Consider the following 14465-nt stretch of genomic DNA (forward strand, 5'->3'; position numbering starts at 1 on the left):
GCCTAATCCCCCTTATGCTTTAATGCTTCCTCTAAATAGAACATTTCTTCAATTGGCACATCAAAATATGCAATTAATTTTAATGCAAGTTCCAAACTCGGATTGTATTTATTATTTTCAATGGCATTGATCGTTTGTCTCGTAATTTGCAAATCCTCAGCCATCTTAACTTGGGAAATTCCTTTCTTCAGACGGATTTCTTTAATATGATTAATCACCTTCAACCATCAGCCACCTCCAAAAGGTAAAGATATCTTTACACTGAGCATAAAACAAAAGCATCAATATGTAAAGATATCTTTACATGTTGATGCTGCAATTAAAATGGGCAAGATAAAAATATAAAACAAACTTGTGCTTTTCCCTTAATAAATCATTAATATTACATTAAAATGCAAAATGGAATCCATATAGCGTGCTACATTGTATATGAGGTTTAAGTGGTTCTTTTAATAATTTTGGAGGCATTTCTATGCAGCATTTAATCACTTTATTTGAGCATCATAGTTATTTAATCCTATTTGCCGGAATTTTTCTGGAACTGATGGCTCTACCTATATCAGGGGAGTTTTTAATGAGTTACGCTGGTTATTATGTCTACCAAGGTAAGATGAGTTACTTTTTGGCCCTGCTGACGGTCTTTTTTTCAGGCGGTGCGGGAATAACCTTAACGTATTGGATTGGTAAAGCGGGAGGATACAAACTGATTGAAAAATACGGAAGGTTTATCCATCTTGGGCCGGAAAGATATAAAAAAACATCAGCCTGGTTTGAACGTTCAGGCAGTAAATTAATTGTCTTGGCTTATTTTATTCCAGGAGTAAGGCATTTTACGGGTTATATCTCAGGAAGCTCTAGAATGCCGTTTCGAAAATTTATCATACCCGCTTATGCAGGTGTGTTTTTATGGGGAGTTTGTTTTATTACACTCGGAAAAGTGTTGGGACCAAAGTGGGAGGTCTTCCATCAAGCTGCAAGGAAATATTTTGTTATTTTTATTATTATTTTTGCATGTATGTTAGCAGGATATTTGCTCTATAGGTTTTATAAAAATCAAATTAAAGCCGTTTTTATTCGCTTTATCCAAGGATTGTTAAACCGTTTGAAAACCATAAGAGCAACGGAAATATTTCTCGTTTTTCTTACATTAGTTTTAATAGGTATGATGATCTTGATGCTGGGTCTTGCTCAGGACTATTTATATAATGACTTTACTTCGTTTAATCAAGTAACAAAATACATGGTTACTTCGGCAGTTTATAAAGAGTGGATGAAAGGGCTTCTTATCTTCCAGTCTCCTTATACTCTGGCTGCATTGATTGGAATTACGTTAATCCGGATTTGGAAGCAAGGTGAGGACAGGCTGCTAGAGTATCTTCTACTCATCGTAGCCATTTCTGGAACGAGATTGTTTCATGAATCCATCAAGCAGATTTTTGTCTTTCTCCAATCATTTGGATTTGTCGGGACATTCCATTCCGCAAATTTTCCTGACTTAAATGCTACTATGATTATCATTATTTACGGAACTTGTCTATTTTTACTAGTCCGCCATTCAAAAAATAATTATGTTACGATAATCGCTCCTTTATTAGGGATCGTTCTACTATTCAGTCTTGCGATTGTAAATATTGCATCTTCTGGTGTACTTCCCAGTGACATTGTTGGTGGATATGTATATGGTGGTGTCTGGATATTTTTTAATTTCTTGTTGTTTGAAATGTTACGGCTTGTATTGGAAAAGGATTAGCTAATTTTAGGTTCGTCCTTGAAGTCTTATTCTTGGGACATGAGACCGAAGGCTTCAGGCATTCCACCTGATGGCCTTCGGTCAGGATTTCGGGACTATTTAAGAACAAGATGCGACACACATTCAACGTGGGCGGTCTGAGGAAACATGTCGACCGGCTGAATATATTCCACCTTATATTTTTTACTTAACGTTTCAATGTCCTTAGCCAGAGTGGACGGGTTACAGGAAACATAGATAACCTTTTGGGCTTCAACCTGCAGGATCGTCTGAATCAGTTGTTTATCAAGCCCGGTTCTTGGCGGATCAACGACAATGACTTCCGGTTTCCAGCCTTTTTTGACCCATTTTGGCAATACCTCTTCCGCTTTGCCCGGGACATATTTGGTGTTTGTGAAGCCGTGGCGCTTGGCATTTTTCTTGGCATCCTCAATGGACTCTGGAATCACGTCCATGCCTCGTACCTCTGCTGCTTGGTCAGCGAGCCACAATCCAATTGTACCCACACCGCAATAGGCGTCGACCACTTTTTCCTTCCCTGTCAGTTGGGCAGCCTTTTTTACCTCGTCGTAAAGGTTCACCGTTTGAGTCGGATTTAATTGAAAAAATGTCCGCGCCGATAATTCAAACTGTAGGTCACCCAAGGTTTCCTGGATAAAATCTTCTCCAGCCAGCGACAGCGTTTCGTCTCCGAAAATCAGTGAGGTCTTCTCACCGTTTATATTTTGCACGATGGATTTCACCTTTGGCAGACGCTTTTGGATTTCTTCGGTGATCAGTTCCTTTTTAGGCAGCTCTTTTTGCGATGTAATTAGGATCACTTGAAGCTCTCCTGATTGCACGCCGACACGGGTGACGATGGTTCTGACTATTCCTTTATTGGTTTTTTCATTATAAATCGGGATTTGCAGTTCTTCTAAAATCCGTTTAATCGCTGAAGTTGCTTCATTTGTTTGCGCATGCTGAACAACACATTGGTCGATGTTGATCAATTGATGGGAATTAAGCCCATAAAGTCCGGCCAATACTTTGCCAGCTTTTTCGCCGACCTGGAAGCTGCTTTTATTGCGATAGCCCCACGGATTCTCCATTCCAATCGTGTCGCGGATCTCCAATTTTCCAACATTCAGATTGGTGTGGCGTTCAAGCGATTGAACCACGATATCCCGTTTTTCCTTCAGCTGCTGCTGATAATCGAGGTGCTGCAGCTGACAGCCGCCGCATTGGTCATATACCGGACAAAGCGGCTTAACCCGATGTGGTGATTTAATGCGAATTTTTTTAATTTTTGCCTCGGCAAATTTTGGATGAATCTTCGTTGCCTCCACGACTACTTCCTCACCAGGAAGGGCACCGGGCACAAAGACGACCTGCTTTTTAAAATAGCCGACCCCCTCGCCATTAATGCCAAGCCGTTTTATGGTTAATGGAAAGGTCTGTTTCGGTTGGATTTTGACTGTTTGTTCTGTTTTCATTAGGTTCACTCCAGATTTATTCACTTTACAGAGGTGCGCGGCCCGTCTTTAGATGCTCCTCCATTTTAGAGGGGGCATCCTCTATTTTTCTAGAGGGTCGCCTCTATTCGATGCTCCGCCACAAATATAAGGAAGCATAGCTTAAATAAGGCTCCCAGCCTTGTTTGTATTGTTCCATTTCCTCGTGGGTAGGTTTTCGGTCTAGCCCGTATAGCTTTTTGATTCCGTTTTGGATCCCAATGTCGGCCAGGGGAAACAAGTTCGGGCGGCCAAGGGCAAAAAGCAGAAAGTTTTCTATCGTCCATCTGCCGACACCACGGATTTTCATTAATTTTTCAAAGATCGCCTCATCGGGTTCACTTTTTAGCCCTTCAAGATCCAAGCCATTTTCGACCATTTCTTTTGCAATGCCTATTACATACTCTGCTTTTCTGCCGCTCATTTGCAGCGGGCGCAACTGGTCCACTGTCAGTTTTGCAGTTGTTTCCGGACTCGGAAAGAACCAGATGCCATCTTTTTCATAGCCGAACGTTTTTACAAAGCGCTCGGTTAACGTATAGGCAAATTTCATATTGATTTGTTGATGGATAATGCATTTGACGAGCGAATCGAACAAATTAAAATCGAGTACTAGCGGCGTACCAATGAATTGGATGAATATTTCCTTTAAATCGGTTTTTTGAAAATGTTGATGAATCGGCTTTAACGGTATATTCCATTGAAAAATTTCTACTGTTCTTTGGATGATGGCCTCTTTAGCGGCGGCGTTTTTCCCGGAAACCTCAAATATCGGCTCATCAACTGTTCCAATTGCCTTTACATCAACAACATGGGAATCGTTGCCAATGAGGACTGGAACTCGCAAAAATCGTTCTTGCAAATTTACTTGTTTTAACGGGTCGGGCGTATGCCGTTCTAAAATGCTATCAAAATTATATGGGCCTTCAATATGTATCGTTTCCTGCCACACGGGGGTTCCATCCTTTATTATTTTTCCCCGTATTATATCACGAAACAAGGAAAAACCGAATTTCAAGCGAAATCCGGCTTATTTTTTCTTCATTAAATGGTCAAGGTTTTTGAATTTGTAACCTCTGTCTTTAAGGTCCTTGATGGCTTGTTCTAGAGCATCAGCGTTATCTTTTGAAACTGAGTGGAGTAAGATGATGGCCCCTGGATGTGCCTGTTTCATGATGTTATTATACGAGTATTGCCAGCCTTTTTGACTGTTGACATTCCAGTCAACAAAGGCGAGCGACCAAAATATATGGGTGTAGCCCTCTTCTTTAGCGATTTGCATCGTCCTTTCGCTAAAAACACCACGTGGCGGGCGGAGGTACTTCATTTTCTTCTGCCCCGTAATTTCTTTGGTTTTAATCTTTACTTTGTTTAGTTCTTCGCGAACTCGTTCATCGCTGACCCTTGTAAAATCGGGATGGTGCCAGGAATGGTTGCCGATGATATGGCCCTCATCGACAATTTGTCTAGCTAACTCAGGCTGCGAAAGTAAAAAATGTCCCGTTACAAAAAATGTCGCTGGTACTTTTTCTTTTTTTAGTACCTTAAGAATTTTGGGCATCTGCCCATTTTCATAACCACTGTCAAAGGTCAGGTACATGATTTTTTTGTCAGGGTCGCCTTTGTATACCGCCCCGTATTTGGCAAGGACCTCGTCATATTCTGCTCCCGCATACGGAGGCTCCTCGTTGACCGATTTTTTAAAGCCCCAGTGAATCGGCCTGTTTGGCAAGGCCGCGTATGTAATAGTTGGCACCAATACTATCAGCACACTAAGTGCGCACAATAATCGTTTCATTCAAATTTCCCCCAAAATTGTTTTCTTATATTGTTTGTTGTTGGCGGGAAATGATGATTAGTATTTATAGGAAAAGGCATTGCTTTGGTTTAGGTTGGTGGTAAATGCGGCCTTTGTTGGTTCCAGTGGAGGGGAGGTTGCAAAGCCTAAGGAAATAGGTAGCTTGCCTTCCATTGGGGATATGTAGATATTCGCGAATCTCTTTGTTGGTTATTGGTACCCCAAAAATTAAAAAATGGTCATTAATTGCTTCAAGATAGGCATCCTTGGATTCCGACTTACAATGTCGACATATCCACTTTTGCCTGTAAAACTGCATAGGCATATGAAAACACTTATAGCACCGTACACCGGTGATGATTTCCCATCTTTGAATGGAGTACGTTCGCAAAACATCGATTCGTAGCGGGGTGTTTTTTTTAAAAAGAAGCTTTCTTACTTTACCGATTGTTTTTTGGTCAACTCTGTCTATACTATAGTATTTCTCTAACTCCTCAATTTTCTTTAAAAGATTCGCTACTTTTAAGACCTTTTTTGAGGCTTCATGGTAACCAGTAGCGACTTGTATGACGCTTGATGATCTTGTCATCACAACAAGAACTTCTATCGGGGCTAATTGCAATTGGTAATTTTCTAAAAAATATTGTAAAAGGATTTTGTGGCGAATAGCCTGTGCTAGTGGATTATCATATACCTCTTTTGATTCATTGATCTCTTGAGTTAGTTGATCTTTTTCAATTTTGAGTGACCCAGCGTAATTTTTGGATTCAATAATAATTGTTATCTTTGGAGAAATGAGAAGTGCATCAATTTGAAAGAAGGTATTTCCGATGGGAAGTCGAAGACCATGAAATATGTGATACTTTTTGCCAGGAATAAGAAAATAGTTCAGTCTTTTTTCACCTTGATAACCAGAGTCTAAAAATTTGCGTTTAGTTTCAATAATTGGCCTTTTTGGGTGATTTTCTGCCACTCTTCTTAAGACAGCCTCAATTTGCTCCAACGGGATTGGTTTATAAAAGTCTAAAACAAACAAAATCTTCCCTCCTTTTACGTAATAAGAGATATTTTCGACAGAATCCGCCACATTTCCTGCTTGGACTTTTATTATTCTTTAAAACTTTTAGGAGGCAAAAAATATATCTACAAATTTTTGAAGGATATCTACAGTTTTTTGAAGATATCTACAATTTTTACAAGATATCTACAAAATTTCAAATATATCTACAATTCATTATCCATGCACCGCTTTAACGCACAAAAGACCAACCATAGTCCCTTCCAAAGACCATTAAAAACCCTAAATTACCCCCTTTTAGTAAAACCACCATGCCAACTCCCAAAGAAAAAAAGGCAGACCCGCACACTCGGGTCCACCCTTCTAATTACCCTTTTAGTTAAAAACCCGCTCCTTGAACTGGGACAGCTTCTCTAGGGAAGACTTATCCACATCGGCATGCAGGCTGTTGCCGTGCGCGTCCATTGTGACGACTGCTTTAAAGCCTTCCACGCGCAGGTGCCACATCGCTTCAGGAATACCGAATTGCATTAAATCAACGCCTTCGACGCCTTTGATGCAGTCTGCATAGTACTGTGCAGCTCCGCCGATGGCGTTTAGGTACACGCCGCCGTGCTCCTGCAGAGCAGCCAAAGTTTTAGGGCCCATGCCACCTTTACCAATAACAGCGCGGATGCCGAATTTCTTCATAATATCGCCCTGGTAAGGCTCCTCACGGATACTGGTTGTCGGGCCGGCAGCCTTCACATGCCACACACCCTCTTTATCCTTCAGCATAACCGGACCGCAGTGGTAAATGACCTGGCCGTTCAAATCAACTGGTGAATCGTGATCACTTAAATACTTGTGAATCGCGTCGCGGCCGGTGTACATCATGCCGTTGATTTTGACAACGTCGCCGACTTTTAGCGAACGAATTTGCTCTTCTGTAATAGGAGCTTCCAAGGTGATGACGTCCTCTTCAACCGAAGCGGCAACCTCTGCCTCAGCAGACTCGGACTCGGAAGCAAAGTCAATGAACTCTCCATCTTGATACGCCCACTCGAGGATGGCGCCAGTTTCCGGGTCAACGCTGACGCCCATACGGCGGTATGCCCAGCAGTTATAAGCGACGGATACATAGAAGCTTGCCGGAATCCGGTGCATCACACCGATTTTACAGCCAAGCAAAGTCGCTTCGCCGCCGAAGCCCATCGTGCCGATTCCAAGTTTGTTGGCATTTTCCAAAACATACTCTTCAAGCTTGCGAAGATCTTCATTCGGGTTCACGTCTTCAACCGGACGGAATAATTGTTCCTTCGCCAAATCATAGCCTGATGAACGGTCGCCCCCGATGCCGATGCCGATGAATCCTGCGGAACAGCCTTGGCCTTGTGCCTGGTAAACCGAATGCATAATGCACTTGCGGATACCGTCAAGGTCACGGCCGGCGCGGCCCAGTCCTTCTAGTTCACATGGCAGGCTGTATTGGATATTTTTGTTTTCACAGCCGCCACCTTTTAAAATAAGCTTCACATCAATGAAGTCTTTGTCCCATTGTTCAAACTTAAAAACCGGAACGCCGGCGCCGAGGTTGTCTCCGCTGTTTTCCCCTGTTAGCGAATCAACGGAGTTCGGACGCAGTTTGCCCTCTTTTGTCGCTTGTACGATTGCCTTTTTAATCGCTTCTTTGATTTCCAACTGGTTGACACCAACCGGCGTTTTAATTTTAAAAGTTGGCAACCCGGTATCCTGGCAAATTGGCGATACCTGGTCGTCCGCCATTTTTATGTTGTTGGTGATGGTCGCAAGACTCATTGCGGCGCGGGTACCGGCGTTTTCTTTTTCCTTGGCAGCCTTGATGGCACGACGCACATCCTTAGGAAGCTTTGTAGACGTTTCGACAACCAGCTTGTACATGCTTTCTTCAAACGTGGCGTTATTCAACTTGAATTTCCCCTTTCCCTTTGTCCTCTGATAATCTCTATTTAAATATTACAATTTTTCACACGTTTAAATTATACTCCTAAAGTGACCAGAATTAAAGGATTTGGCTGCAATCGATTACATGGAAGTATGCGGCAAAACCTTCGCACTTAAAGACCATCAGGCAAAAAAAATAAGCCTGTTTATTTAACAGGCTCAGACAGGTCGCGGTTATTAAATTCGCGGCATTTTGATTCCATTTCATCAAGAATGGAAATTAATCGATCGATATCTTCAAGATCCGTTTCCTCCGGATCAATTGCATCGAGAACATCAATAAACATATTCAATCGTTGCTTTAAAAAGTTTACTTGCACATTTTTATCATGAATTTGGCTACCCAAATGGTATTCACTCCTTTCAATTTCCTTTCTTAGCTTATAGGAATTAAGGTGCTTTCGCAATATTTTTCCCAAAATAAAAGCCCCTACCCGCGAAAATGGATAGGAGCAAACTCATTATCTCGGCCGTTCTGATGCTACAAACCCAAACGACACATAATCCTGGACCGGAATCCAGGCACCGATGCCCTGGGAGGTTACATTTTTAACAATAATAAACTTCTTACTGCCTTTCAGCATTAAATAAACCTCACCATAAGTGACTTTCCCTTTTTCATTGACTCCAGGGGCATAGGCATAAAGGTAGCCTAAACGGTTGGTTGGAATATTATAAATATGGTCATTTTTCGTTCCGGCACCGATGATGGTTTCAAATGCCAGGGGCAGCTTTGTTTTCTCCATCGCTGTGAGGAGCATCATTTTCTTCACGTCTTCTGCATTAGGGATTTTCGCCGTCAGTCCGCCGCGTACAATTTTTTGTGCCTCTTGTACATATTTAATTTTGTAAGGAGCGTTGCCGCCACGATTATCAAAATAATTGGTATTGATTTTTTGATATTCCCAGTTTGGCGAGGTTTCCGATGATTCATAGTTCAGCGGCCATTGGCCCAAATAAATGATGGCCCGATAGCCAAGTGCAAACGGTGTGCTGTTAATGCTAGACTCGTTCAGCATGCGGATCAAATCAGGGTTTTTGATTTTGACCTTTGATGAGTTGATCAATTTCTTCGTCAGCTCGCTAGGCTGCAATTGCGGCAAGTCCTGGGTGGAATTCGGGTACGTATTTTCCTTTGAAATATTACGCACCGATGCCGGAATTTGATATTTTACCTGATCCCTTTTGACGGATGAGGCTTTTTCAGCGAAGGCTGCCGGTAAAATAGTTATCATTAAAAGCAAACACATAAAGACAGAAACAAGTTTTTTCACTGTGTGAAGAACTCCTTTCACTACATAGTAAATTAGTCTGATAGTAGTTTTTTCGGAGTTCACCAATATTATCCCTTTTCTGGCCCATGCAATAAAATTATTTTGCATCTTTCTAAACTGGGCATTCGTTCCGCGCCATGATGCTCATGAAGAAAGTAATATAATTGTAATAATCTGAACATTTACAAAATTTAAATTATCACTTATAATGGACTTAACCTTTCAAAAAGGAGGGCTGCAATCAATCGGCTAACCCATTTATCGAATATCTTTAAGGAGGTTGGGATTACTCACATATATGACAGTCAACACTCGTGTTTCTCTATTTTAACAAACATGAAGGTTGGTGATTGATGGTCCCAGGAAAAAGCGATTGATTATTTACCCATACATGAACAGGTTCAGATGATGATGAAACACCGTATTACCCCTAATTTGAATTCATATGAAAGAAGACTCTACGCCCAAGCGGCACAGAGTCTTTTCTTTTTTATAACAGAAAAAAGCCAATTCCCATAATGAAGTAGGCTGCGATCAAGGTTAAACCTTCGAACCAGTTGGACTCACCATCGTTGGATATAATAACCATTAAGAGAACAGAGCTGACCATTGCAATTAATTCTGGCAATGTGAAAACAAGCGGCATTTTCGTTTCGAACATCAGTGAAAACAACACAAGTACTGGTGCAACAAACATGGCAATTTGCAAGGTGGAGCCAACTGCAATTTCCACAGCGATATCCATCTTATTTTTAACGGCCATAAGGACAGCTGAGGCGTGCTCAGCAGCATTACCAACAATTGCCACGATGATTACCCCGATAAATAGTTCGGTCCAGCCAAACGATTCGGCAACATAGTGGAAAGTATGAACCAGATTCTCGGAAATATAAGCAACAGCAAGAGTTGCAATTAAAAGGATGATAATGGCCTTCCACTTTCCCCATTCAGGTTCCTCATGATGTCCTGCAGCTGCAGCAGCTTCACTTTCCGCGCTTTGATAAACCCCGCGATGAGTAACCAGTTTAAAGAATAACGCAGCCAGATAAAGCGCGATTAGAATAATCGAAATGCCAATACTTAATGTTAATGTTTTAGGTTCATTCATTTCCATTGAAAAAACTTCTGGAATGACGAAAGCCACGATAATCGCAAACATCAACAGGCCGGAATTATGTCGGGCATCATGGACATTGAATTTCTGCCGTTTGAACTTTAACCCCCCGATGAAAAACGATAGCCCCGCCACAAGCAGTAGGTTCCCAAGCACAGAACCGGTCAAGGAAGCAAGGACGACTCCCACCAACCCGGCTTTTAAGGAAAAAATCGATATAATCAGCTCGACCGCGTTTCCGAACGTGGCATTTAACAAGCCGCCAATCCGTGGTCCAGCGACGATCGCGAGGCTTTCTGTGGCACGCCCCATGTAACTGGCTAGGGCAATAATCGATAAACAATAAATAGTAAAAAGGACCATCGTCGGCCAATGCATGAGTGTTCCAATCACAGAAAGCGGAACACCGATGAACGTCCCAAGCATAAAAATTTTATTTGTCATAAGCTTCCTCCATATCTCTGTTGAATCTATCTCTTGTTTCTAATCCATTATATTACCCTAAAAATTCCAAAATTTTCATTTAAAGAGTATCATTTTCTCAAATTCGGACGCAACATTTTTCTTGCTTATGCGTAAGTTTCTGGGATACCATCAGTTTGTAACTAATTTTGAATTGAGGAAAGCTTATGAATAAAAATCAACTGCGGTTTTGGGTCCTGGTCAGCATTGTGGCGGTTTCCGGTTTTTCACAAGGGATGCTCCTGCCGTTAATTGCCGTAATTTTTGAAAAGGACGGCCTGTCCTCCTCGTTAAATGGGTTAAACGCGACGGCCCTTTATATAGGAATTTTGTTAGTATCACCATTTATGGAACCACCGCTCAGAAAATACGGTTATAAACCAATCATCATTTTCGGCGGCGGGCTTGTGATTGCATCACTGACATTGTTTCCGATGTGGAAATCATTCTGGTTCTGGTTTGTCCTGCGGCTATTAATCGGCATCGGCGATCACGCCTTGCATTTTGCGACACAAACATGGATTACCTCTTTTTCTTCTCCTGAAAAAAGAGGCCGGAATATCTCCCTTTACGGGCTATTTTTCGGTATCGGCTTTGCGACCGGACCGCTGATGACTCCGCTTGTCGATCTAAATGAAGCCCTGCCATTTATTGTCTCATCGATTATTTGTTTAGCGGGTTGGGTTTTTGTCTTCACCTTGAAGAATGAACTGCCGGAGCAGGAAGTCAAAATCAATTCGTTTCTTGCGACGATCAAACAATTCAAAGAAGCAATAAAATATGGCTGGGTGGCGTTCCTGCCGCCGCTTGTTTACGGATTTTTGGAATCGTCGTTAAACGGCAGCTTCCCCGTTTATGCGCTAAGGAGAGATATCGATGTTTCCAGTGTTTCGGTAGTTTTATCGGCGTTTGCCATTGGGAGTATCATCACCCAGCTTCCATTAGGGGTGCTTAGTGACCAATATGGCCGAAGAAAGGTATTAATGACCATCCTCTTTCTCGGATTTTGTAGTTTTACTGCGGCCAGTTTTCTCGAACAATCGTTCATTGGCCTAGCAGCAGCCATCCTGATTTCTGGAATGGTCGTCGGTTCCACCTTCTCGCTTGGAATCAGTTACATGGCGGACCTGGTTCCAAGGAACCTGCTGCCAACCGGAAATTTGCTTTGCGGTATCTTTTTTAGCTTGGGCAGCTTATTCGGCCCAATTATCGGCGGATTATTTATTAAATTTTTTCAGAATGTCAGCTTTTTCTACATTATCAGCGTCCTGCTCCTCGCTGTTTCCGTAAGCGTCTTTATGTTTGGAAAACAAGCGGCTCTTTTCGCCCAGCATAAAAATTAATTTGAGCAAAATCATATCTAAGGCATAGAATGTATGGTAAAATAAAGGTAACAAAATAAATATTTTTTACAGAAGAAAACTGCTGTCATCACATTTGATGACAGCTTTCGTGTTTTTTAGGGGTTGTGAGTTTGATTATTTTTCTCAATTAGGAGGGAGAAAACATGGTTCCAGAAACAAAGGCACTCACAAAAGGAATTCAGAAGGTGAGCTTTTTAGAAAAAATAAAACCATACGCCGAGCTAATTGCTGCCGGATTAAGCGGGGTTCTCATCCTTGCCGGCTGGCTCCTAGATAAGTACGGCCAGGGGGCCGATTCGATTATCGCCTATTTGCTCGCGTTTGTGATTGGCGGCTTCGCCAAGGCAAAGGAAGGCATTGAGTCCACTTATGAAAATAAGGAATTGAACGTGGAAATGCTGATGATCTTTGCCGCGGTCGGCTCGGCAATCATAGGATATTGGACAGAGGGAGCGATTTTAATCTTCATCTTTGCCGTTAGCGGTGCGCTTGAGACATACACGATGAATAAGAGCCACAAAGAAATTTCTGCTTTAATGGAGCTGCAGCCTGCAGAAGCTACTTTGATCACCAACGGCTATGAAAAGCGCGTTTCTGTCGACGACCTTCAGGTGGGCGACCAAATATTAATTAAACCGGGTGAACGAATACCTTCCGATGGCATCATTGTCAAGGGACATACCAATATCGATGAGGCGGCCATAACCGGTGAATCGATGCCTGTGTCCAAGAGCACTGAGGAAGAGGTTTTCGCTGGAACCGTTAACATGACCGGTTCGATTACTGTGGAAGTTTCAAAAGAAAGCAGCGATACGCTGTTTCAAAAGATTATCCAATTGGTGCAATCAGCACAAAGCGAAAAGTCGCCGTCACAACAATTCATTGAACGCTTTGAAGGGACCTATGTAAAGGTAGTCTTGCTTGTGGTTATCGCGATGTTCTTTCTCCCTGTGTTTCTACTGGGCTGGAATTGGCATGAAGCCTTTTACCGTGCGATGATTTTGCTTGTGGTTGCCTCTCCGTGTGCGTTAGTCGCATCGATTATGCCTGCTACCCTATCGGCTATTTCAAACGGTGCACGACATGGAATTCTCGTCAAGGGCGGCGTGCATCTCGAAAATCTCAGTCATTTAGGTGCGATTGCTTTTGATAAAACCGGGACGCTGACAAAAGGCAAACCTGAGGTTACCAATGTATTAGTCAAGGAGGGGCTCGACAAGAGCGACCTGATTTGGAAAGCCGCTTCCATTGAGAGCCATTCCAACCATCCTCTTGCTCAGGCAATTGTTAAGTTCGCCAAGGGAAGTGTTAAGAATCATTTGTTACATCCCGATAGTTTGGAGGATGTCCCGGGCTGGGGCGTTAAAGCGAACATAGACGGTCAGCAGTGGAAAATAGGGAAAGCGGCCTTTGTAGGAAAGGATCATGCTGAGAACTTTGCCGGAGGGATGGCAAAGGAGTTGGCTGCTCAAGGCAATACCCTCGTTTTTATTGAGATTGACAGCGAACTAAGTGCGGTAATTGCCTTGAAGGATGTTGTCCGCGAAGAAACGAAGCTTGGCATTGACCATCTAAAAAAGCAAGGCATTCGTACCATTATGTTGACAGGCGACAGCGAAAATACGGCCAAAGCGATTGCTGCTGAATCCCATGTTGACGAGTACTATGCCGAATGTTTGCCGGAATCAAAGGTGGACCATCTAAAACAATTAAAAGATAGGTATAAAACGGTGGCGATGGTCGGTGACGGGATCAACGACGCCCCGGCACTGGCAATCGCCAATGTCGGAATAGCGATGGGGGAAGGAACCGATGTGGCCTTGGAAACAGCCGATATCGTGTTGATGAAGAATGACCTGCCGCGGATAGCCGAAGCCATCCGCCTGTCTCAGCGCATGAACAGAATCATTAAGCAGAATGTCATTTTCTCGATCACCGTCATCATGGTGCTTATTTCTTCAAACTTCTTCCAATCAATCGATTTGCCGCTTGGTGTCATCGGCCATGAAGGCAGCACGATTCTTGTTATTTTAAACAGTTTAAGGTTGTTAAAATAAGACCGGGTGAGCATCACCCGGCCTTTTACTTTATTCATAAGTATTTAGTGATAGCTGTTGGACCCGTTTGCAGATCCTGATGTTTTATTGCCTTTTGCACCCTTGCTTTTCTGCTTAGTGCTGCCATCTTTTTTTGTATGCTTTGTCATTGTCCAAACCTCCTGTTTTTCTTG

General features: G+C 42.5%; 12 protein-coding genes. 3 read left to right on the forward strand and 9 right to left on the reverse strand.

The genetic code is table 11. The features are described from left to right. Positions 1 to 2 precede the first annotated feature (2 nt). Entirely contained in the window at positions 3 to 224 is a 222-nt protein-coding gene (locus AR334_RS04835) for a helix-turn-helix transcriptional regulator (RefSeq protein ID WP_066306004.1), read from the reverse strand. Positions 225 to 472: 248 nt separating this feature from the next. On the opposite strand from AR334_RS04835, the gene AR334_RS04840 reads away from it, so the two are divergent. Continuing rightward, positions 473 to 1750, forward strand: coding sequence for a VTT domain-containing protein (locus AR334_RS04840; RefSeq protein ID WP_066306010.1), 1278 nt, complete (start codon positions 473 to 475; stop codon positions 1748 to 1750). Positions 1751 to 1845: 95 nt separating this feature from the next. Here the strand turns inward: AR334_RS04840 and rlmD are convergent, their stop codons facing one another. The 8 genes from rlmD to cax form a co-directional block, all read right to left on the reverse strand. After that, positions 1846 to 3225, reverse strand: a complete 1380-nt coding sequence (gene rlmD / locus AR334_RS04845; protein WP_066306014.1) for a 23S rRNA (uracil(1939)-C(5))-methyltransferase RlmD — start codon at positions 3223 to 3225, stop codon at positions 1846 to 1848. A 103-nt stretch (positions 3226 to 3328) separates the two neighbouring features. Beyond that, positions 3329 to 4195, reverse strand: coding sequence for a DNA-3-methyladenine glycosylase (locus AR334_RS04850; protein WP_066306020.1), 867 nt, complete (start codon positions 4193 to 4195; stop codon positions 3329 to 3331). Between the two features lie 78 nt (positions 4196 to 4273). Beyond that, a complete protein-coding gene (gene pdaA / locus AR334_RS04855; protein WP_066306032.1) occupies positions 4274 to 5041 on the reverse strand; it encodes a delta-lactam-biosynthetic de-N-acetylase in 768 nt (255 codons plus the stop codon). Positions 5042 to 5105: 64 nt separating this feature from the next. Then, positions 5106 to 6077 (reverse strand): nuclease-related domain-containing protein, encoded by a 972-nt coding sequence (locus AR334_RS04860; protein WP_066306037.1) that lies wholly within the window; start codon positions 6075 to 6077, stop codon positions 5106 to 5108. A 357-nt stretch (positions 6078 to 6434) separates the two neighbouring features. Continuing rightward, positions 6435 to 7985 carry a fumarate hydratase gene (locus AR334_RS04865; protein WP_066306039.1) on the reverse strand — a complete coding sequence of 517 codons (1551 nt, stop codon included), beginning with the start codon at positions 7983 to 7985 and terminating at the stop codon, positions 6435 to 6437. A 182-nt stretch (positions 7986 to 8167) separates the two neighbouring features. Next, complete coding sequence (locus tag AR334_RS04870) at positions 8168 to 8368, reverse strand: SE1561 family protein (protein ID WP_066307663.1); 201 nt, start codon at positions 8366 to 8368, stop codon at positions 8168 to 8170. A gap of 114 nt (positions 8369 to 8482) precedes the next feature. Further along, entirely contained in the window at positions 8483 to 9295 is an 813-nt protein-coding gene (locus tag AR334_RS04875; protein WP_066306041.1) for a YfkD famly protein, read from the reverse strand. A gap of 490 nt (positions 9296 to 9785) precedes the next feature. After that, positions 9786 to 10853, reverse strand: coding sequence for a calcium/proton exchanger (gene cax, locus AR334_RS04880; RefSeq protein ID WP_066306046.1), 1068 nt, complete (start codon positions 10851 to 10853; stop codon positions 9786 to 9788). Between the two features lie 185 nt (positions 10854 to 11038). Here cax and AR334_RS04885 point away from each other — a divergent pair, with 185 nt between their 5' ends. Together AR334_RS04885 and AR334_RS04890 are read left to right on the forward strand one after the other, a co-directional pair. Further along, complete coding sequence (locus AR334_RS04885) at positions 11039 to 12214, forward strand: MFS transporter (protein WP_066306049.1); 1176 nt, start codon at positions 11039 to 11041, stop codon at positions 12212 to 12214. Between the two features lie 164 nt (positions 12215 to 12378). After that, on the forward strand, positions 12379 to 14292 hold the full coding sequence (locus AR334_RS04890; RefSeq protein ID WP_066306058.1) for a heavy metal translocating P-type ATPase: 1914 nt from the start codon (positions 12379 to 12381) through the stop codon (positions 14290 to 14292). The last annotated feature ends 173 nt before the right edge of the window (positions 14293 to 14465 follow it).

This window comes from Bacillus sp. FJAT-29814, assembly GCF_001510715.1.
GTDB lineage: Bacteria > Bacillota > Bacilli > Bacillales > Cytobacillaceae > Neobacillus.